We start from the raw sequence: 20,603 nt of genomic DNA, 5'->3' as shown, positions 1-20,603 counted from the left end.
CCGAAGCCATAGATTTTGCGTTACTTGTGGCCAAAACAGTCCGCATTGCAGGGCAGTTCGGGGGCGCAACGCGCTGAGACGAGTTTGTCAAGCAATCCTGCGGCCGTATTGTCTACAATGGCGCGCTCGTAACATGGGACAGGCATGAAGCCCGCGTCGACGGCGTCTTTGAGAAAGGCAAAGAAGGAATCGAAAAAGCCGTTGACGTTCAAAAAGCCCACAGGTTTGTTGTAAAGACCGATCCAGTTGCCTGTGATCATCTCGCAGGCTTCTTCCATCGTACCGATGCCGCCAGGAAGCACGACGAACATGTCGGAGAGCTCCGCCATTTTGGCTTTGCGCTCGTGCATATCGGCTACGACCAACAGTTCCGAGAGATCTTCAACCGGCGTTTCCTGATTGATGAGAAAGGTCGGGATGATGCCGGTGACGGAAACGCCCAGATCTAGCGCCGTGCGTGCGGTTTCTCCCATGAGTCCCGTGCCGCCGCCACCGAAGACAAGCTGCATGCCGCGAGATGCCAATTCCTGAGCCACGGCGTGAGCTGCGTCGGTGTAGGCAGGATTGTTTCCGGAGCGGGAGCCGCAGAAAACACAGACTTTGAATTCGGTCATGGCTTGGCTTCCTTTGCAAAAGAGGAAAAGAGCCATTTTAGTGAGTGTCACGGGATGAGTGCTGTAAAGAATGAGCGACAAGTCAAAAAAGAGTAAACAGTCCTAGGCAAACATCAAAAACTTGACTGCTTATTCAGTCATTCCGCTAGAAACTGTCAACCAATTTCAGGCAAGGACAACCTAAAAAAATGCGCACACGATCACTACGAATCGCATGCGCTAAAAGAAGGAAGTGTTGGAGATCCATGAAGGAAAGGCACCTGAGAGAGCGTGGCGCCTTTCCTTCGTAACGCACTATCAGAGAGCGTTCAAAGCGGAGCCAGCCTTGAACCAAGCCAGTTGCTTGGCGTTGTAGCTGTGCTTGGCTTCGAAGCGTTCCTTCTTGCCGTCGGCGTGCGTGAGTTCGATGGTGACGTTCTGGCCCGGAGCGAGCTTGTCAAGACCGAGGACCGAGACGCGATCCTTTTCCTTGATCTTGTCGTAATCGGCCGGGTTGACGAACGTCAGAGCGAGCACGCCCTGCTTCTTGAGGTTGGACTCGTGGATGCGAGCCAAGCTCTTGGTGAGCACAACGCGAACGCCCAGATAACGCGGTTCCATAGCGGCATGTTCGCGGCTCGAACCTTCGCCGTAGTTGTCGTCACCGATAATGACCGAATCAATCTTGTGATTCTTGTAGTAGCGGGCGACCTTAGCGGGCGTGTCGTACGTTCCGGTCTCATAGTTGAGCGTCTTGCCGGCGGCGTCGGTGAAGCCGTTGACGGCGCGTTCAAGCAGGTTGTCCGAAATACGATCGAGGTTGCCGCGGTAAGCAAGCCACTTGCCCCCCGGAGAGATGTGGTCGGTCGTGCACTTGCCCTTGGCCTTAATGAGAATGGGCAGACCCACGAAGTCCTTGCCGTCCCATGCGGGGAACGGTTCGAGAAGCTTGATACGCTGAGCGTTGGGGCTTACCTTGATTTCAATCTTGGCAAAGTCCGGACGGATGCAATCGGTGAGGTCCGTCACGAAGCCCTTCACGGGCAACTCGGTACCGGTCGGAGCCTTGAGTTTGATCGTCGTACCCTTGGCGGTCGTGTAGGAACCCTTCATGGGATTGAACGTCAGATCGCCGTTGATGGCCATGGCCATGACGATTTCAGGCGAAGCGAGGAAGGCGTGCGTCTGAGCGCTGCCGTCGTTACGACCCTTGAAGTTGCGGTTGAACGATTCGATGATCGAGTTCTTTTTGGTCGGATCACCGATCGTACGCTTCCACTGACCGATGCAGGGACCGCAGGCGGTGGCAAGCACGGTGGCGTTGAGCTTTTCAAACACGTCAAGAATGCCGTCGCGTTCGAGCGTCTTGTAAATGCGCATCGAGCCCGGAACGATCATGACGGGGGTCTTTACCTTGATGCCGTTGTCGAGCGCCTGCTTGGCGATGGAGGCGGCGCGCGTGAAGTCTTCGTAGGAAGAGTTCGTGCAGGAGCCGATCAGAGCGACTTCAAGCAGCTGCGGATAACCCTTTTCCTTGACACGATCGGCCACCTGATTGAGCGGCATGGCAGCATCGGGAGAGTACGGACCGTTGATGTGCGGTTCGAGTTCGGAAAGGTTGATTTCGATGATGCGGTCGTAGTACTTGGCGGGATCGGCCATGACTTCCTTATCGGCGCGCAGATCGGCAGCGACGGCCTTGGCCATGTCGGCAACGGCGGCGCGGCCCGTGGCGTTCAGATAACGAACCATCGAATCGTCGAACGGGAAGACGGAGGTAGTGGCGCCCACTTCGGCACCCATGTTGCAGATCGTACCCTTGCCGGTGCAGGACAGCTGCTGGCAGCCGTCGCCGAAGAATTCGATGATGGAGTTCGTGCCGCCCTTGGTCGACAGAATGCCCGAGAGCTTCAGGATCACGTCCTTGGCGCTGACCCAGCCGCTCAACTTGCCGGTGAGCTTCACGCCGATGATCTTGGGCATCTTCAGTTCCCATTCCATGCCCATCAATGCGTCGACGAGGTCGGCGCCGCCCACGCCGATGGCGAGCATGCCCATGCCGCCTGCAGTCGGGGTGTGGCTGTCGGTCACGAGCATCATGGCGCCCGGGAAGTCGTAGTTTTCAAGGAAAACCTGATGGCAGATGCCCGTACCGGCCGGCCAGAAGTCAAAGCCGTAGCGGCGGGAAACGTCACGCAGGAAGCTGTAGGTTTCAACATTGTCGCGGTCGGCGATCTGAAGATCCTTGCGTACGCCCGTCTGAGCCGTCACGAGGTGGTCGGCAACGAGAGCAGCGGGCAGAGCAATGCGTTCTTTGCCGGAGGTGAGGAACTGCAGAATGGCCATCGGACCGCCGATGTCGTGCGTGCCGGCACGGTCCGGACGAAGTTCGATGTAGTCCTGGCCGCGCTTGAATTCGGTGAGGCTTTCCGGATGGTAGAGGTGTACGAAAAGCAGCTTTTCGGTGAGTGTCAGCGGACGACCGAGCTTGGCGCGCACGGCGGAGAGCTTCTTGGGATAGTTGGCGTAGAAAGCCTTGATCATGTCGAAGTCGCGGATCTTGGACGTATCCTGTGCGGCAGACGAGGCTTCCTTAGCCATCAAGAGGCTCGGAGCCGAAATCGTGGAAGCAGCCATTGCGCCGGCAGCGCTTGCCTTGAGCAGCTTACGGCGGGAAATTTGCAGTTCAGACATCAGTTCTTCTCCTGTTTCTCTGTGTCTCAGGCAATTGTCGGTGTGGTACCGACGCTTGCGAACGACGTTTTGTCGGGACGGTGTCTGGCCGTCCTCTTTGTCACGGTTGCAATTTTTCGCCCACGTAGGTGCTACGTAGTTTTGATTTATGTCAAAGGTTTCAGGAGTTGACTTCTGATGCTTTTTTCGGCATTTTTCGCGCAAGTGCGCTCGTGCGAAGGAAAAAATTGCAAAAAAATATTAGCTGGCTAATAAAAGATTCAAATGATCGTCATAAAGCGAACCGCTAAGATCACAGTAAATCAGTGATGTACTGAAATTCTGCTCAAGCGACGGGAGCTTTAGATGAAAATTAACTATACGGCAAAAGAAAATTTGATATTTTTGCCGGATAGAGATTGGGGGCTGTTCGGTGTGAGGCGTTGGATGCCTATTGTCACCGAATGGACTTCTTAATCTGTTTGAGTTGCTATCTTTGATAGGTTTCCAAAACCAGTGGGGCAGTAGGAACGGCTGTGTACTGCCTCATTGCCTGCAACCGGAAGGCGTTGCGCATTTCACTTCGATAGCTTGAGTTTCCTCTATGGTGAAGGTGTCTATTGACAAAGATCACACGTCTGGCTGAAGAAGCCACTGTTGAAGATTACGGTGTTCGATACCTAGCGTTGATCGATTGACTTCGTCAAGAGAAAGTATGAGTTTTGGCCAGTTGTCTCGGATAGCCTGAAGCGGAGAAAATTCGCGTTCCAGGGTTTGATCGGACGCAAGTAGATAGCAGACCTGGACGTACATTCTCCGGCCGTTTTTGTCAGCGACGAAGTCGACTTTTTTGTCCGACACCGATCCAAAGCGCAAGCTCCAGCCGCGTCTGGTTAGCTCTGTGGCGACGATGTTCTCGAGAACTTGCTCAATATTGCGGTTGTTGGATCCGCTGAAGAAAGCCTCACGGAAACCATGATCGGCGCAATAGATTTTAGGTCGCAATCTAAGAATGTTTTTGCCGATGCAGTCCACGCCGTCGACACGCAGGTGCATAAATGCCTCTCTGCCGGCACGAAGGTAGTCAAGCAAAGTGTCGCGCGACAACCGCAAGCGCTCAGACTTTAAAAACTTCTCGATGCTGTCTGGAGAAATTCTGTGTCCTACCTGCTCAAGCAGATAGGCATACGTCATCTCAAGGAGTGCCGTTTGCCGGATGTTGTGTCGGTCTGTGATGTCTTTGAGCAGAATTGAGCGATAGACATCACGCAAGTAAGTCGCAGCTACCGATAAATCCGGGTACCGCACGATTCCGGGCATGCCACCCCAGGTCAGGTACTCTTGCCATATTTGGGCGTCGGTGATGTTGTCTTCAAAAAGTCTCTTTCGAGCTACTCTGAATTCAGCGTATGAAAACGGATAAACCTCCACTTGGATGGCTCTTCCGGCGAGGTGAGTGGCCAATTCGCCCGAAAGCAGCTGAGAGTTGGAACCTGTGACGTAGATGTCGCAGCAGTCTCGGAAGCGGATTGAGTTGACTACCGTTTCCCAACTTTCCACGTTTTGAATCTCGTCGAGGAAGACCGTCAAGCGTTTACGAGCTTTTGAGATACGATCGAGCAAAAAGTCGTGAAGAGCTTCGGGGTGGGTCAAGTTTCTCAACCCAAAGTCTTCGAAGTTCAGAAATAAGAAGTCTTCCGATGGTCGGTCGAGGCGATTCTCAATGTCCTTTGCCAACAGATGCATCAGAGATGACTTGCCGCTGCGTCGCAGACCGGTCACGACCTTGATTAGACCGTCTTCGTAATAAGGACGGAAGCGATCAAGCAGCTGAGGTCTGTCAACAAGCGTCATAACTATCACTCCGGGTGTTTCCGAGCTCGAATTTGTGAGCTCAAAGTCGAATCATAAGCCCCTGAAGAACATCGATTACGATCGACAATTTGTAGGTAACTTCTGCTGGCATCGATTGTAATCGATAAAAATGTATAAAAAGGAGAAATTATCGACCGCAGTCGATGTTTTTGTGTTGCACATATGCAGTTCAGTTGTCCTACAGCTGGCTGCGTGCTTCGGACTACTCCACCAACGTTCGCAGCGTTGATTTCGAGACGATCGAAAGCTTGGTGGCTCGCGTCGGCATCATGGGTGGCATCAAGTTCAATGAAAACCGCGGTGCAGCCTACCTGAAGGCCTCCTACAATCACGACTTCCTGGGTTATGTTGACGCCGAATACACTGCTTTCGACGGCTCTATGAACCATCTGTTCAAGATCAGCGATGAACTCGACGACAACTGGGCTGAAGTCTCTTTGGGCTTCTCCTACAGTGTGACGGACTCCTTCAACACGTTCCTTGATGTCGGCACTGGCTTCGGCGGTGACATTGATCAGAAGTGGCGTGTTAATTTCGGTGGTCGCTACACGTTCTAAAGTAGGAACGATCAAAGGTTGAAAATAATCCTCTGGTCAATTCCTTCCGGCAAAAAGGCCGCGCTCCTGACTATTCAGAAGCGCGGCTTTGCTATGAGAAAATTAGTCGGATGGCTTACCGAACGGAGGCCACAGCCGCCTTCATGGCGGAAATCACTTCTTTGTACCCCTCGGGGGACTTCATGCCGAACACGGCGGAGCCGGCCACGAAGGTATCAGCACCGGCCTTGGCGACTTCAGCAATGTTGTTCGTCTTGATGCCTCCGTCGACCTCCAGGCGGATGCTGCGGCCCGTACGGGCTTCGTAAGCGTCGAGCTTAGCGCGCATGGCGCGAATCTTGTCGTAGGCCGAGGCAATGAAACTCTGGCCGCCGAAGCCTGGGTTGACGCTCATCAGGAGCACCATGTCGACCTTGTCGATGACGTAGTCGAGGTATTCGAGCGGGGTGGCCGGATTGAAAACGAGACCGGCCTTGCAGCCTTCGTTGTGAATCAGCTGCAGAGTGCGGTCAATGTGACGACTTGCTTCGCAGTGGAAGGTGATGATGTCGGCACCGGCCTTGGCAAACGCAGGCACCAGGCTATCGACGGGCTCAATCATCAGGTGCACGTCAATGACGGCTTGCGTGTGCGGGCGGATTGCTTCGCACACAAGCGGACCAACGGTGAGGTTCGGGACGTAGTGATTGTCCATTACGTCAAAGTGAATCCAATCGGCCCCGGCCGCAACCACATCTCGGACTTCTTCGGCAAGACGTCCGAAATCGGCAGAGAGAATGGAGGGAGCAATGACGGTGTTTTGCATGAGCGAACCTTTTTAATGGTAGGTAACAGGCAGGAACGGTTGCGCGAATGATAACGAAAAAAGTCCCGTCGGCGAGAGCCGGCAGGACTTGTGAGTCATGGCAAATCAGCCCGGTTGATCAGCGTTTGACTTTGTCTTCTTCGAGGTTGAAGGCCTTGTGCAGAGCGCGTACGGCAAGTTCCATGTACTTGTCCTGAATCACGAGGCTCACCTTGATTTCAGAAGTGCTGATCATCTCGATATTGATGCCTTCGGCAGCAAGCGACTCGAACATGCGGCAGGCTACGCCTGCGTGGGTGCGCATGCCGATGCCCACAACACTCACTTTGGCAATGTCGGCGTTCGTGTGAATGCCTTCGGGATGGCAGACCGGAACGACTTCTTCATTGAGGACCTTCAGGCATTTGTCAACGTCGCCGCGCGGAACGGTAAAGGAGAAGTCGGTCGTGCCGTCGAGACCGTCGTTTTGCACGATCATGTCGACGTCAATGTTGTGCTGGGCTACGGGGCCGAGAATCTTATAGGCCACGCCCGGGGTGTCGGGAACGCGCGAGAGCGTGATTTTGGCTTCATCGCGGGTGCAGGCGATGCCGGAAACAAGGGCTTTCTCCATCTTCGGATCATCCTCAAAAGAAATCAGGGTACCGCTGGACGCTTCGACGTCAACGGGAATATTGGGGTCAGTAAGGCTCGAGAGAACACGCACGGGAACGTGGTATTTGCCGGCGAACTCCACGCTGCGGATCTGCAGCACCTTGGAGCCGAGGCTCGCGAGCTCGAGCATTTCTTCAAAGCTGATGACGTCAAGTTTGCGGGCTTTGGGTTCGATGCGCGGGTCGGTGGTGTAAACACCGTCAACGTCGGTAAAAATGAGGCATTCCTGAGCCTGAAGAGCCACGGCAAGTGCCACGCCCGAAGTGTCCGAGCCGCCGCGGCCGAGGGTGGTGACGTTGCCTGCGCTGTCTCGTCCCTGAAAGCCGGCGACGATGACAACTTTGCCGGCGTCAAGTTCACGCTTGACCGGTTCGCTGTCAATGGACTCGATACGGGCCTTGGTAAAGGCGCTGTCTGTGTGTACGGCAACCTGGGAGCCGTTGAAGCTCACTGCGTCGACGCCGATGCTCTTGAGAGCCATCGCGAGCAGGCCGATGGAGACCTGTTCGCCGGTACTTGCAATGACGTCGAGCTCCCTGGGATCGGGATTGGGCATGATTTCTTTGGCAAGCGCGATGAGGCGATTGGTTTCTCCGCTCATCGCAGAAACCACCACCACCATCTGATAGCCGGCGCGGTGCCACTTGGCAACACGCCTTGCGACATTCTTGATGCGCTCGACGCTACCCATTGAGGTGCCGCCGTACTTGTGAACAATAATGGCCATAAACGTCTCTGTTTTGGTTGAATGTGGCGTGCCGGCAAACAAACCCTCCGAATGAGGTGCCGAGCACAAAAGACTTCACGATTGTCGCAAACTTTGACCGCATTTCGGCGCCGTCGCGCAGAATCGGTACAAGTTAAAAGGGAAACATTGATCTTTCCCAAGTCAAACAGGCAAAGCCGCTTAGGAGGTATGTCTCAGTTTGCGCCTTCGCAAGTTGGTTTGCTTGAGAAGTAACCTTGCCACCTGCATTTTGAGGTCTGATGTTTGGATGCGACGCAAAATGACGTATCTTCCGCTAGAGTAGATCAGAATTGAATATCTGTTCGGCTCGTGAGACAGATCATGCGCATTCCCAAATTGAAGAAAATCCAAACAAAGGTATTGCCCCTGGAACAAAATTTCGCCAAAACATACGTGGACGACAACGGTGTCTGTCGCTTGGGACAGACCGTGCTGGAACATGCACTGACTTCCGGTCTGGTTGCCCGTGAATTGTGGCAATGGTGGCCCGACGCGTTACAGAAGAAATGGTTCCCCGACGGCTTGGATTTTCTCGTCAGTGAACACGACGTCGGCAAGATGACGCCTGCGTTTCAAGAGAAACTTCGACGAGCTACTTCGGATTATTTTCCGAACAGCATTCCGGAATTGGCCACTGCGGATCCGTCTCTGGAAAAACGATGGGGAGGGCACAGCGGTGCCAGCTTGTTGACAGTGACGGCGTTGACGCATGACGCGCGTGTTCCGCTGATTCTCGGGTTACATCACGGCAGACGTCCCAAGACGGGGATGTTTCGTGCTGCTGATGATGTTCTGGGAGGCAAAGCTTGGCAAGAGCAACGCGAGCTCCTTACGCAAAAACTCAAAGCTTTTTTCAGTGCAGAGTTTCCGGTTGTCAAAAGTGACCTTCAGGCCAAGGTTTTGGCCGGATTCACGACTGTGGCCGACTGGATCGGTTCTAACGATGCCTTGCTCCAGGGCAAGGTTTGCGATGCCGCCGCCGCCCGCAGGGCGGTCATGTCCGCAGGCTTCTATCGTCCTCGCGTCAAACAGAAATTGAACTTTGCCGATATTTTCGGCTTTACTCCGAATGACGCTCAGAAAGCGCTGGCAGTCAAGTGTTCCGGTCCCGGCGTATACATTCTTGAAACGGTGATGGGGGCCGGAAAAACCGAAGCGGCGCTGTATGCCGCCTACCGCTTGCTTGCTCAAGGCCAAGCCACAGGACTTTATTTTGCTTTGCCTACCCAGACGACCTCTAATGCTGTGTATACCCGCGTCAATTCTTTTCTCGACAAGATTCTCGAAGACGATGATGCGGCTAAACGTGCTTTGCTGGTTCACGGTAAAGCCGATTTGGTGATGCAGGAAATGGGCGAGGAGGCGGCTCCCGGCGGCGGTTGGTTTGCGCCTCGCAAGAGAAGCATTCTCGCTCCCTTCGGAGTCGGAACGATTGATCAGGCTCTCATGTCTGTAATGGGGGTTAAGCATTCGTCCGTACGAACTCTGGGACTGTTGGGTAAGGTTGTGATACTTGACGAGGTACACAGTTACGACATGTACACGGGCACCATTGTCGATGCGCTTGTCAAAGAACTCCGGGAACTAGGCTGTACAGTCATCGTCCTGTCAGCAACGCTTACGCAGCAACGCAGGGGCATGCTTGCCGATCAACCGTCACCCGCAGAGGCCTACCCGCTTTTGACTGCGGTTGACCAAAAGGGACAGTTGGTTGAAATTCCGATTGAAGCGCCGTCAGCCAAGAAAGTGGAACTCTCGTATGCCTCTGATGATTCGATCGTTCTGAAACAGGTTATCGAGCGAGCAAAAGGCGGGCAACAAGTCTTATGGATTGAAAACACTGTCAATGAAGCGCAAAAGCTCCATGAAAGGCTGTCCGAGGCTTTGTCAGGGACGACCGTCGAGCTCGGCATTATTCATTCCCGATTCACCGTGGCTGATCGCGAGGTGAACGAACATCGATGGATAGATGTCCTCGGAAAAAAATCGACCACCAGGGCGCAACGCGGAAGAGTTCTGGTCGGGACGCAAGTTTTGGAGCAGTCGTTGGATATTGATGCGGATTTTTTGGTTACGCGTTTGTGTCCGACCGATATGCTTCTGCAGAGAATGGGGCGTCTTTGGCGTCATGCCGTAACCGAGCGTCCCGATGGTGCCCGCTGTGAGGCCTGTGTGATATGCCCCGATGAAAATTTGATGAAAAAGGACCCCAAAAAAGCGTTTGGAGCATCGGCGCATGTCTACGCTTCCTATGTTTTGTGTCGAACACTCGAAAGTCTGGCCGGTCGTGCATCAATAACACTACCGACGGACATACGGCAGATCATGGAAGACACATACCGAGAACGCCCAGAGTCCGGGGTTCTCTCCGATTTGTTAAACGAACTTGAGGAAGGTTCCGGCTCGACCGTAGGAAGAAGAGCGCTTCGGCAATTGGCGCAGCTCACGTTGACGGATGCGTTCGGAACCATCGATGATAACGATGAGAGCAATCTGGCAACCCGCTACTGCCAGATGCCCACGGTCGACGTCTTGCTTCTTCGTCGCATTTTGAATCGTGACGGAAAAACGGAAATTGAGTTTTTGAGCGGGAAAAAACTGGATTTGCCCGACGGCACTGGGCTGAGCTACTCGCAAAAGGTATCAACCGCGTTGATATTGATGAAAAACTGTGTCCGTACCCCGATCTACCTGGCACCGACGGCCGATGAGCAGCGCAGTCTCTCCTGGCTTGCTCCGTACCTTTTCGTAGCCGCCCATGACGGTATGCGTATTCGAGTGGGTCTTGTTGATGATGACGGAAGCGTTTATCACATGGACGGGACACCGGCCTTGCCTAACCGAAGAGTTTTCTACGACAAATCCGGATATCGATGCCTGAATCCGGACGAATGAATGATTAAACCTGTATCGCTATATTTTGATCTTCACCAAAGCTATGACAACCGATAAAAAGTTCAATTTGATTGATGAACAGTGGATTCCCATTCGGGAAAGGGGGTTGTTCAGTCTCCGAGACATCTTTTCGGATCCGTCTCTAAGGAGAATCGGTGGCAACCCGATCCAGAAAACGGCTATCTTCAAGTTGCTGTGCGCTATCGCCCAATCAGCATGGACACCGAAGACCGAAGAAGAATGGCGGCAATCGACTGTCGAGGATTTTTGCCGGAAATGCCTTGCTTATCTTGAAAAGTGGCATGAAAAGTTCTGGTTGTACGGAGACGAGCCGTTTCTTCAAGTTCCCGCGGTTGCGGACTTGACTGTAAAAGTCTATTCCTTTGCGACATTGAATCTGGAAAAGGCGAGTGGGAACACAACGGTTCTTACGCAATTTCAGTTGCAAGCGGAGCCCACCGATGCTGATAAGGCCTTGTTGCTGGTAACGCTCATGTGCTTTGCTATTGGAGGGAAAAAGGCAGACAACTCCAAAGTTCTTACTCCGGGCTACAAAGGAAAAAGCAAATCGGGTAAGGCTGGTGCCTCTTTGGGCACTAGGGGATATTTGCACTCATATGTGCTAGCCGATTCCGTTGCCTCAACAGTGTGGCTAAATCTTTTTTCCGAAGAACGCCTTAGCAAGTTGCCGTGTTTCCCCGAAGGTGTCGGAACGGCTCCTTGGGAAAAGATGCCGGCGGGAGAGGATTGCGATGTCGCACGCAAACTCAAAGATTCGTTGATGGGACGTTTAGTTCCGTTGGGCCGATTCTGTCTCTTGACTGACGATGGAATGTACTGCACGGAAGGTATAGCGCATGATGACCATCAATCCGGTCGTTTTGATCCTACTCAATCCGTGGAACGTAAAAAAAATAAGTTCAATTCTCTCTGGGCTGATCCGGACAAGAAGCCCTGGAGGTCACTGACATCGATCTTGAGTTTTTTGGGATCTCAGGATGCGTCTCGGTACGTTTGCTGCCAGGTGGAATTGGGAATGTCCCGAGCCAGAGATTGTTTTGAAAGTGTCGAACTTTGGTCCGGAGGCGTAAGCGTGACTTACCAATCCGGAGAGCAGTACATGGCAGGATCCGATGATTTTGTGGAGTCGTGTTTTGATTTTTCTCCACAAGATGTTGGCGAACAGTTTTTCGAGACATTTTCGGCTTCAGTAGAACAGCTTGATCGTCTTTCTAAACAGCTCTACAAGTGCGTTCTTGGCTACTACACGGCTATGGGTACCGAAGGAAAGACAATGGCAGGGAGAGCTGCATCCCAGTTTTGGGAAATTGCCGGATTGCACGCTCAAGAACTTATCGACTCATGTGTTCCCGGTGAAGACCCCGAACCCGTGAGATATTTTTTCCGAGCCACGATGCGAAATACCTATAACGAATCGTGTCCTCATTTCACCCCTCGCCAGCTGCAGGCCTGGGCCAAAAATCAACCTAATGCATCACAGAAAGGAAAAGAACGATGAGTGAAATGCCTGATAAAAACGCCTTGGAAACTCGCGGCCAGGCTTTCGTGCGCTACGTGATTGACAGATGCAGCAGAGACAAAGGTGCTGCCGCGGCCATGCGCCGTGCAGATAATCCTGCCATGCAGCATCAGAGTTGGAACATTCTGATTGACTTTCATGTCAACTTGGATAACTCGATCGAGCGAACCGCCTTTGCTTGCATTGGTGCCGCCGTGATTCAAGCCAAAGCAAATCGCAACGGAGATACGCCTTTGACGCGCGCGCTCTCGCTTGCCTACTCGGGGACGGAGGGACAGGGAGCAAGCCGCCTGCGCCGACTTTTAGCCTGCTCTACGACCGAGGAGTGCTGCAGTTGTTTAAGGCCGCTGTTTCGCCTCCTAGCGGGTAAAACCAGTGCAACCATCGACTATGCACAGCTTCTGGATGATTTGCTCGCATTTCCACGTCGAAGCGAAAAAATCAAGGCCAAGTGGGCGACATCGTTTTACCAACGAGAAGCGCGAGAGGAGCAGTCATGATTGCCGGAGTATTGGAACTAAGTTGGAGAGACATTAGAGAGCTCCGGGTTACGGATCCGTATTCCGTGCATCGAGTGATCTACAGCCTGTTTCCCGATGAGCGCACGCCGGAGCAAAAGAATGCGCATCAGCCGGCTGGTTTTCTCTATGCGGACAAAGGGGGCGACAAAGTCTCCAGGCGCATTTTGTTTCTCTCAAACAGGGAACCATTGGAGCCGGCATACGGCACAGTGCGCACTCGGTGCATTCCGGACAAATTCTTGCAGCACGATGCATACGCGTTTGAGGTCGTCGTCAACCCCACCAGGAGGTCGGTAAACGGCAACCTTGTTCCTATCAAGCAAAGGGAAGACATACGGACGTGGTTTGAATCACGCACGGCATCGTGGGGTTTCAGGTGTCTTCAGACCGAGGTCTTAGAAGTCAATGTTCAACAATTTCGCAAGGGAGAGCATCGTGTGACGCTTGAGCAGGCGGTGCTCAAGGGCGTGATGAAGGTCACGCAAAGAGATCTTTTCATCAAAAGTTTCGAAACAGGTATCGGACGAGGCAAAGCTTTCGGTTGCGGCCTGCTTCAGATTGTTCCCATTCAAGTTTCCGGCAATTGATCAAGGAGATAAACATGTCTATCAATCCTTTTTTGAATACTCGCATTGAATTCCACATTCTTCAGTCTTTTCCCGTCACCTGTCTGAATCGTGACGATGTTGGTTCGCCCAAGACGGCAGTGGTCGGGGGTGTGACGCGCGCTCGAGTCAGTTCTCAGTGCTGGAAGCGTCAGGTTCGCATGATGCTCCATGAGTTCGGAGTGAAAATCGGTACTCGCTCCAAATTGGTCAATCAACAGATTGCCGCCAAATGTCGGGAACTCGGCGCGACGGATGAACAGGCTCAGGCTTGCGGTGACGTCATCGCCAAGGCCATTGTGAAGGACACACTCTACTTCTTCACTGATACAGAAGTCGAAGAATTTGCCGCTTATGCACAGTCGAAAAACTTTGATGCGGGAGCTGTTTCAGACAAGGATATTCAGAAGCGTTCAAAGAAAGTTCTGAAACTGGCTGTCGACGGTCTTGACATTGCTCTTTTCGGTCGCATGGTGGCTCAGGCACCGGAGCTCAACGTTCAGGCTGCAGCTTCGTTTTCTCATGCGATTTCGACACACGCCGTGAATAACGAAATCGAATTCTTTACAGCGTTGGACGACCTCGATACCGCAGCCGGTCACCTTGACAATCTCGAGTTTTCTTCTGCGACGTACTATCGCTACGTTTCTCTTGATCTCGGGCAGCTGTATGAATCTTTGCAGGGCGAACAGATCCAGGAAAGCGTGCAGGCCTTTACCAAGGCTCTCTTCTTGGCTATTCCAGCAGCACGACAGGCCACGATGTCCGGTGCTTGCGGGTGGGACTACGCGAAAGTACTGGTGCGCACGGGGCAGCGTGTCCAGCTCCCGTTTGACAAGCCTGTTCGAGCCAATGACGGTTTCCTCAAACCTAGTATCGAAGCGCTCAAGAGCGATCTTGAAAAGAAGGAAAAACTTTTTGGTTCCTTGTTCGGCAAGAAGATGGAATTCGAATTCGGCGGCAATGACAATGAAGGCATTGACGAATTGCTTGAAGCCCTGAGCAAGACGATCGGAGAAATCAATGGCTGATTCATATGTGCTGTTGTGGTTGGAGGCGCCTCTCCAGTCATGGGGCTATGAGTCGCGATTCAACAGAAGAGAAACGCTCGGCTTTCCGACGAGATCCGGCGTACTGGGACTGATTCTTTGTGCAATGGGGGCAGGAGGCCCCCAGTCGGAATGGCTGGAAAAGATGTCGCGGTATGGACAAACCGTGTTGGCCTTTGGTAAGAAAGGGCCTTCTCGGAAGTTTCGTGAAAATCTGCAATTAGTGGATTTCCAGATGGTTGGAAGCGCGTATGACGATTCCGATCCATGGCAAAAACTCCTAATTCCCAAGAAAATTGACGGAACCAAACCTAAAAATAGCGGTACGAAACTGACGTATCGCTACTACCTGCAGGATGCAAAATTTGCCGTCATTGTCTGCGTACCGGAGGAATTGCGGAAAACGATTGAGTCTGCGCTGCAAAATCCTCATTGGGACCTGTATTTGGGGCGCAAGTGCTGTGTGCCGACGGATCTGGTATATCGAGGATGCTTCTTTTCGGAAGAGGAGGCCAGGCGGGAGGCTTTGAACATTGCCGATGGCAAGGCTCTTGAGTGCCGTTTTACGGTGCTCGAGGGACAGCATCCGGAAAGGGGCGAGGTTATGACGCTGTCGGACGTGCCGGTGCAGTTTGGAACGTTCAAGAAATATGCCGACAGACAAATCACAATCATCGATGCCTGAAACGACTCTTCGTAGGTCTTCACCTCGGCTGTTCATCAAAGTTACGAGGGATAACCTTCCTCAAATTAAGGATCGCTATCCCTATATCTACCTTGAGCACGGTCGACTTGAAGTTGATGACAGCAGCATCAAGTGGATTGATGCTCAGGGTGGTGTTGTCAGGATCCCCGCAGCTTTGCTTCAGTGCTTGTTGCTTGGGCCGGGAACATCCGTTACGCATGAGGCTGTCAAAGTATTGGCCGCGGCGAAATGTGCCGTAATGTGGGTGGGTGAAGACAGTCTGCTTTACTACGCAAACGGCATTACGCCGACGGCTGATACCCGCAATATGCTCAGGCAGATTAAAGCGGCAGCCGATCCGGTGTTGTCTCTCGACGTTGCCCGACGGATGTTTGCTCGTCGGTTTCCTGGTGTGGATCTCCGAGCGAGAACGCTGCCGGAAATGATGGGCATGGAGGGAGTGAGAGTAAGAAACTTGTACAGGCAAAAGGCTGAACAATATGGCCTGCGCTGGAAAGGAAGACGGTTCATTCCCGGACAATTTTCAGCGAGTGATACTGTCAATAGAATTTTGACGGCATGCAACGCTGCATTGTACGGAATCTTAAATTCAATCGTTCATTCTGCCGGTTTTTCACCGTACATCGGCTTCATTCATTCCGGGTCTTCTCCACGTCCGTGGAGGTGTTTCTGACAAGGTCTCGGGCTGCATTACACTCACTAAGTCTTCTCCACGTCCGTGGAGGTGTTTCCAACTTGGATTCAGCACCCGAAAGCTTGCGCACGTCTTCTCCACGTCCGTGGAGGTGTTTCTCTCCAGCGTTACTTGAGCGCCGTTTTTGTCTAGTCTTCTCCACGTCCGTGGAGGTGTTTCCGGTGACACGGACAAGGGCCAGATCATCACGAAGTCTTCTCCACGTCCGTGGAGGTGTTTCTAGACACCATGAATCTGAACGGCCGCAAGGATGGTCTTCTCCACGTCCGTGGAGGTGTTTCCTTGGACAAGATGTGGCTCCGTGTGGTGCCGCCGTCTTCTCCACGTCCGTGGAGGTGTTTCTTCCCCCAGGCCGTACATGCAAATGACCATCGTGTCTTCTCCACGTCCGTGGAGGTGTTTCTCCAAAGCTGTGAACCATCAAAACTGCGTTTGTAGTCTTCTCCACGTCCGTGGAGGTGTTTCCTCGGCATACGGCTTCAACTACTTCATTTTGGGGTCTTCTCCACGTCCGTGGAGGTGTTTCCTTGCACTGGCTGCGGACAGTCGCTTGCGATAAGTCTTCTCCACGTCCGTGGAGGTGTTTCCAAACTCCGAGCTTCAGACATCAAGAAACTGCCGTCTTCTCCACGTCCGTGGAGGTGTTTCTCAGGATGCACCAATAAAAAAGGGGACGGCTTTGAGTTTTCTCCACGTCCGTGGAGGTGTTTCCAGCCAACTGCTGGATGCCACAACCAACACGTGGTCTTCTCCACGTCCGTGGAGGTGTTTCGTAAAGCATCCTGAGGCTTCCTCGCTCGAGTATCGTCTTCTCCACGTCCGTGGAGGTGTTTCTCTCGCAGGATATAACGGCAATGGCGCACAGTAGTCTTCTCCACGTCCGTGGAGGTGTTTCCTCCCGCAGATCAAGGGAAAACAGAATGATGTCGTCTTCTCCACGTCCGTGGAGGTGTTTCCTCCCGCAGATCAAGGGAAAACAGAATGATGTCGTCTTCTCCACGTCCGTGGAGGTGTTTCCTCCCGCAGATCAAGGGAAAACAGAATGATGTCGTCTTCTCCACGTCCGTGGAGGTGTTTCCTTGATGCACGGAATGAGCCTCACACCGCGGGAAACCTGAGACGTATCGCCGGGTGTTTCCTTGATGCACGGAATGAGCAGTAGAGCGTTCGGGTCTTCTCCACGTCCGTGGAGGTGTTTCTCAACTGCACGTGCGTAGTCGGATACCATTCACGTCTTCTCCACGTCCGTGGAGGTGTTTCTCCGTCGTAGCTCGAGACACTGATGTCAACTGTGTCTTCTCCACGTCCGTGGAGGTGTTTCCGCACGCGTAACGGAAATGTCGTCCTCGTTGAAGTCTTCTCCACGTCCGTGGAGGTGTTTCCAAGGTCTTCCGACGCGCCGAATGGTTCTCTGGGGTCTTCTCCACGTCCGTGGAGGTGTTTCCCACCCGGGACTGCTGAAGCTCCTTGCTCGAGCGTCTTCTCCACTAAAATCACCGAGGTGATTTCAGATAATTCAGTCCGGAGAGGAGACATGTCTATCAGTCTGAAGTTGAGCGAACTCGACACACCGAGCCTTTTGATCGACAAGGCCAAACTTTTCGAAAACGTTGATTATTGTCAGAGGCGCGCTCACGAGCTCGGCGTCAACTGGCGCCCGCACGTCAAGACGCATAAGTGCGCGCCGATTGCCGCCATGCAGGTTCAGGGCATGTTCGGCGGCATCACGGTCTCGACTGTCAAGGAAGCCGAGTACATGTTCGATGAAGAGGGCATCACGGACATCATTTATGCCGTGGGCATCGCTCCGCAGAAGTTGCCGCGCATCGCGCTTCTCAACAGCCGCGGTGCCGACGTCAAGATCATTCTCGACAATCTCGCTAGTGCGATGGCGGTCAGTGAATTCTGCTGCACTCACAACACCAGAATTGGTGTGCTGCTTGAAATCGATTGCGACGGACATCGTTCCGGTCTCAAGCCCGATGATCCCGCGTTGGTGACGGTAGCCAAGGCGCTGACCGACGGCGCCGTTTTCAAGGGGGTCCTGACGCATGCCGGCGACAGCTACCTTTCCCGCAATCGTGAGGAACTGGAAGCCTGCGCAGCCAACGAAGTTCATCAGATCATGGAGGCTGCCAATGTGCTTAAGGACGCGGGCTACCCGTGCGAGATAGTCTCCGTGGGGTCGACTCCGACCTTTACGGCCGTCAAGGATACTGAAGGCGTCACGGAATACCGTAGCGGCGTGGGCGTCTTTCACGACCTGGTGATGGCAGGACTCAATGTCTGCAAGGTTGAAGAGATCGCTTTGTCCGTTTTGGTGACGGTGATCGGCCATCAGCCCCAAAAAGGCTGGATCATCACGGACGGCGGCTGGATGGCGATGAGTCGAGACCGCGGTACGGCCGCTCAGGCGGTCGACTGGGGTTACGGTCTCGTGTGTGACGAGGCCGGCAAGCCGATTGAAAACCTCTGGATGAAATCGGCCAACCAGGAGCACGGCATCGTCTGCAGCCGAGACGGCTCAGCAATTGATCCCGAAGCGTTCCCGGTGGGCACGCGCCTGAGAATTCTTCCCAACCATGCCTGTCCGACGGCCGCCGCGTTCGACAAGTATTTCGTTGTCGACGAGAACAACAACGTGCAGACGATCTGGCCCAAGATCAACAACTGGTGATAACAACCCCGGTGCATTGACATCAGATTGGCGGAAGCGGAGAACCAGGTTCGCTTCCGCTTTCTACATTCTTTTGCTTATTGCAACCTGTTTACGATTTCGCTACAACTAAAGGGCAACCGAAACCGGTTCCTTTCTACCTCTCATGTTTTTGCCCATCGGCAGTTCCGACGCCATGATTTTGTCTGCAGCACAATTTGCGCACATTCGTTCGGTACGCCGCGTGCATAAGCCGTCCGGCTGGTATGCACGGGGGGCTTGGTGCTGGCGCTCCTAAAACTTCTCCTCATTAAGCCGATGCTCTCCGGCGGATTGTCGGGGTCATCGTCTGCGCACGTTTTAATAGCTTGTTTATGAGCTGTTGAATTTCTTCTCCGATTTGCTTTCAGTGATTTCCGTCTGCCGGCTGGCGATACCTCAGTTGAGGATATGCGCCAAAAGGCGCCCAAAGTGTGCTTATTTCAAGGTCTGGCCCGGGCGGAATCCGTTCTTGAGGAAATTTTCAATCATGATGACCGAAATCGAGTTTGAAGCGATTGCACGTGAAGGCTATAACCGTATCGCCTTGGTAAGTGAATGCCTGTGCGATTTGGAAACGCCGTTGTCAATCTATTTGAAGCTTGCTGGCCGGGACACTGACACTTTTTTGCTGGAAAGTGCGGAAGGCGGCAAAAGCTTTTCACGATACAGCTTTGTGGGGTTAAAGGCTCGTACAAAGATCGTTAGTTATCTGACGGATACTGGCTTTTGCTCTCAGGTTCTGACTGACGGACAAGAAACCGAACGCGACACTGAAACCAACCCGCTTGATTTTGTTCGCAGATTCTTCAATCGTTTTCGTGTTGCCTTGCCGAAGGGATTGCCTCGCTTGACGGGCGGACTGGTCGGGTACTTCGGTTATGACACGGTACGATTGATCGAGCAAAGCAAACTGGGACGCAAAAAGTCCGGAGGGATTGGTGGACCGGATATTTGCTTGCTGTTGTGTGAAGAGCTCATCGTGATAGACAGTTTTAAGGGTCGTATGTACATTGTTATCAATGCCGATCCGAGAGTTCCGGGGGCGTACTCAGCGGCCGTTCATCGCATCCGAAGGCTCAAGCAGTCGTTGACCCGTCCGGTGGAAGCTCCGTATGCCGCCGGTGGCATTGTTCACGAAACAGAGCGTCCGTTTGCCAAAGAAGACTATTTGAAGGCTGTACGAAAAGCCAAGGACTACATCCTGGCCGGCGACTGCATGCAGGTGCAGATCGGGCAGCGCATCGAACGCGGTTTTACTGAAAACCCGATTTCTCTGTACCGTGCGCTGCGAAGTCTCAATCCATCGCCCTACATGTACTTCTACAACTTTGGAGACCACTTTGTTGTCGGAGCTTCGCCGGAAATTCTGGTGCGGCAGGAGTTGCGTGACGGAAGACGGATCGCGACGATTCGACCCATTGCTGGAACTCGACCCAGAGGAGTTGATGTGCAGGACGACCGCCGACTTGCCGAAGACCTTCTGCATGATCCTAAAGAACGAGCCGAGCACCTGATGCTGATTGATCTGGCACGCAATGACATTGGCCGTATCGCCAAACCGGGCACCGTTCGCGTGACAGACAAGTATGCCATTGAGCGCTACTCGCAAGTTCAGCACTTGGTCAGTCATGTCGAAGGGGAACTCCTCGACGGACTCGACAATTTCGATGTTTTGAAAGCGACTTTTCCGGCGGGAACACTCACCGGAGCGCCCAAAGTCCGAGCAATGGAAATCATCGACGAGCTTGAGCCCGTGGCGCGCGGTATTTATGGGGGTGCGGTCGGCTACCTTTCTTTTGCCGGGGACATGGATCTCGCAATTGCCATACGAACGGCCGTCATCAAGGACAAACGGCTCTACGCTCAAGCCGCCGCCGGCATTGTCGCCGACAGTATCCCCGAGATGGAATATGCGGAAACGGAACATAAGGCACGCGCAGTTTTGAGAGCGGCGGAACTGGCGGAGTCCGGTTTCGAAAGCGGAATCTGA

Annotated in this window: 14 protein-coding genes, 1 pseudogene and 2 CRISPR repeat arrays; of the genes and pseudogenes, 10 read left to right on the top strand and 5 right to left on the bottom strand. The window is 53.3% G+C overall.

The genetic code is table 11. The features are described from left to right. Nucleotides 1–20 precede the first annotated feature (20 nt). From DW133_RS04760 to DW133_RS04750, 3 genes are all read right to left on the bottom strand, one after another. On the bottom strand, nt 21–614 hold the full coding sequence (locus DW133_RS04760) for a TIGR00730 family Rossman fold protein (protein ID WP_158571116.1): 594 nt from the start codon (nt 612–614) through the stop codon (nt 21–23). Between the two features lie 297 nt (nt 615–911). After that, entirely contained in the window at nt 912–3,287 is a 2,376-nt protein-coding gene (locus DW133_RS04755) for an aconitate hydratase (protein WP_118275631.1), read from the bottom strand. Nucleotides 3,288–3,896: 609 nt separating this feature from the next. After that, nucleotides 3,897–5,120 carry an ATP-binding protein gene (locus tag DW133_RS04750; protein WP_118275499.1) on the bottom strand — a complete coding sequence of 408 codons (1,224 nt, stop codon included), beginning with the start codon at nt 5,118–5,120 and terminating at the stop codon, nt 3,897–3,899. 164 nt (nt 5,121–5,284) lie between these two features. Here DW133_RS04750 and DW133_RS04745 point away from each other — a divergent pair, with 164 nt between their 5' ends. After that, complete coding sequence (locus tag DW133_RS04745; protein ID WP_118275498.1) at nt 5,285–5,698, top strand: autotransporter domain-containing protein; 414 nt, start codon at nt 5,285–5,287, stop codon at nt 5,696–5,698. 115 nt (nt 5,699–5,813) lie between these two features. Here the strand turns inward: DW133_RS04745 and rpe are convergent, their stop codons facing one another. Both rpe and DW133_RS04735 read right to left on the bottom strand, forming a co-directional pair. After that, nucleotides 5,814–6,503, bottom strand: coding sequence for a ribulose-phosphate 3-epimerase (gene rpe, locus DW133_RS04740; protein ID WP_118275497.1), 690 nt, complete (start codon nt 6,501–6,503; stop codon nt 5,814–5,816). Nucleotides 6,504–6,621: 118 nt separating this feature from the next. Beyond that, nucleotides 6,622–7,848 carry an aspartate kinase gene (locus DW133_RS04735; RefSeq protein WP_369907929.1) on the bottom strand — a complete coding sequence of 409 codons (1,227 nt, stop codon included), beginning with the start codon at nt 7,846–7,848 and terminating at the stop codon, nt 6,622–6,624. 378 nt (nt 7,849–8,226) lie between these two features. On the opposite strand from DW133_RS04735, the gene cas3 reads away from it, so the two are divergent. The 9 genes and pseudogenes from cas3 (at nt 8,227) to trpE (ending at nt 20,603) form a co-directional block, all read left to right on the top strand. Further along, nucleotides 8,227–10,800, top strand: a complete 2,574-nt coding sequence (gene cas3, locus DW133_RS04730) for a CRISPR-associated helicase Cas3' (protein WP_118275496.1) — start codon at nt 8,227–8,229, stop codon at nt 10,798–10,800. Nucleotides 10,801–10,843: 43 nt separating this feature from the next. Continuing rightward, the gene (gene casA, locus DW133_RS04725) at nt 10,844–12,319 is read left to right on the top strand and encodes a type I-E CRISPR-associated protein Cse1/CasA (protein WP_118275495.1); all 1,476 of its coding nucleotides are present in this window, start codon (nt 10,844–10,846) and stop codon (nt 12,317–12,319) included. Beyond that, nucleotides 12,316–12,840, top strand: a complete 525-nt coding sequence (casB, locus tag DW133_RS04720; RefSeq protein ID WP_118275494.1) for a type I-E CRISPR-associated protein Cse2/CasB — start codon at nt 12,316–12,318, stop codon at nt 12,838–12,840. The genes casA and casB overlap by 4 nt, the downstream gene beginning before the upstream one ends. Further along, nucleotides 12,837–13,448: a type I-E CRISPR-associated protein Cas6/Cse3/CasE gene (gene cas6e, locus DW133_RS04715; protein ID WP_118275493.1), complete on the top strand. Its 612-nt coding sequence runs from the start codon at nt 12,837–12,839 to the stop codon at nt 13,446–13,448. The genes casB and cas6e overlap by 4 nt, the downstream gene beginning before the upstream one ends. 14 nt (nt 13,449–13,462) lie before the next feature. After that, a complete protein-coding gene (gene cas7e / locus DW133_RS04710; RefSeq protein ID WP_118275492.1) occupies nt 13,463–14,497 on the top strand; it encodes a type I-E CRISPR-associated protein Cas7/Cse4/CasC in 1,035 nt (344 codons plus the stop codon). Continuing rightward, a complete protein-coding gene (gene cas5e / locus DW133_RS04705) occupies nt 14,490–15,200 on the top strand; it encodes a type I-E CRISPR-associated protein Cas5/CasD (protein ID WP_118275491.1) in 711 nt (236 codons plus the stop codon). The genes cas7e and cas5e overlap by 8 nt, the downstream gene beginning before the upstream one ends. After that, nucleotides 15,166–15,816 (top strand): annotated as a pseudogene (gene cas1e / locus DW133_RS10280) (type I-E CRISPR-associated endonuclease Cas1e); the annotation flags it as partial. The gene cas5e and the pseudogene cas1e, both read left to right, overlap by 35 nt. A gap of 47 nt (nt 15,817–15,863) precedes the next feature. Continuing rightward, a CRISPR array of direct repeats spans nt 15,864–16,993; the repeat unit is 28 nt; unit sequence GTCTTCTCCACGTCCGTGGAGGTGTTTC. A 93-nt stretch (nt 16,994–17,086) separates the two neighbouring features. Then, nucleotides 17,087–17,420: a CRISPR direct-repeat array (repeat unit 28 nt; unit sequence GTCTTCTCCACGTCCGTGGAGGTGTTTC). 29 nt (nt 17,421–17,449) lie between these two features. Then, nucleotides 17,450–18,592 (top strand): alanine racemase, encoded by a 1,143-nt coding sequence (locus DW133_RS04695; RefSeq protein WP_199588797.1) that lies wholly within the window; start codon nt 17,450–17,452, stop codon nt 18,590–18,592. A gap of 511 nt (nt 18,593–19,103) precedes the next feature. Next, on the top strand, nt 19,104–20,603 hold the full coding sequence (gene trpE / locus DW133_RS04690) for an anthranilate synthase component I (RefSeq protein WP_199588806.1): 1,500 nt from the start codon (nt 19,104–19,106) through the stop codon (nt 20,601–20,603).

This window comes from Sutterella sp. AM11-39, assembly GCF_003472385.1.
Taxonomy (GTDB): Bacteria; Pseudomonadota; Gammaproteobacteria; order Burkholderiales; family Burkholderiaceae_F; genus Duodenibacillus; species Duodenibacillus intestinigallinarum.
Note: the sequence above shows the minus strand (reverse complement) of the source record. Positions and strands in the feature narration are given on the sequence as shown.

Bases quoted from the DNA above. Each gene is read 5' to 3' on its own strand.
- DW133_RS04760 (WP_158571116.1), bottom strand. From the start codon at position 614: ATGACCGAATTCAAAGTCTGTGTTTTCTGCGGCTCCCGCTCCGGAAAC.
- DW133_RS04755 (WP_118275631.1), bottom strand. From the start codon at position 3,287: ATGTCTGAACTGCAAATTTCCCGCCGTAAGCTGCTCAAGGCAAGCGCT.
- DW133_RS04750 (WP_118275499.1), bottom strand. From the start codon at position 5,120: ATGACGCTTGTTGACAGACCTCAGCTGCTTGATCGCTTCCGTCCTTAT.
- DW133_RS04745 (WP_118275498.1), top strand. From the start codon at position 5,285: ATGTTTTTGTGTTGCACATATGCAGTTCAGTTGTCCTACAGCTGGCTG.
- rpe (WP_118275497.1), bottom strand. From the start codon at position 6,503: ATGCAAAACACCGTCATTGCTCCCTCCATTCTCTCTGCCGATTTCGGA.
- DW133_RS04735 (WP_369907929.1), bottom strand. From the start codon at position 7,848: ATGGGTAGCGTCGAGCGCATCAAGAATGTCGCAAGGCGTGTTGCCAAG.
- cas3 (WP_118275496.1), top strand. From the start codon at position 8,227: ATGCGCATTCCCAAATTGAAGAAAATCCAAACAAAGGTATTGCCCCTG.
- casA (WP_118275495.1), top strand. From the start codon at position 10,844: ATGACAACCGATAAAAAGTTCAATTTGATTGATGAACAGTGGATTCCC.
- casB (WP_118275494.1), top strand. From the start codon at position 12,316: ATGAGTGAAATGCCTGATAAAAACGCCTTGGAAACTCGCGGCCAGGCT.
- cas6e (WP_118275493.1), top strand. From the start codon at position 12,837: ATGATTGCCGGAGTATTGGAACTAAGTTGGAGAGACATTAGAGAGCTC.
- cas7e (WP_118275492.1), top strand. From the start codon at position 13,463: ATGTCTATCAATCCTTTTTTGAATACTCGCATTGAATTCCACATTCTT.
- cas5e (WP_118275491.1), top strand. From the start codon at position 14,490: ATGGCTGATTCATATGTGCTGTTGTGGTTGGAGGCGCCTCTCCAGTCA.
- DW133_RS04695 (WP_199588797.1), top strand. From the start codon at position 17,450: ATGTCTATCAGTCTGAAGTTGAGCGAACTCGACACACCGAGCCTTTTG.
- trpE (WP_199588806.1), top strand. From the start codon at position 19,104: ATGACCGAAATCGAGTTTGAAGCGATTGCACGTGAAGGCTATAACCGT.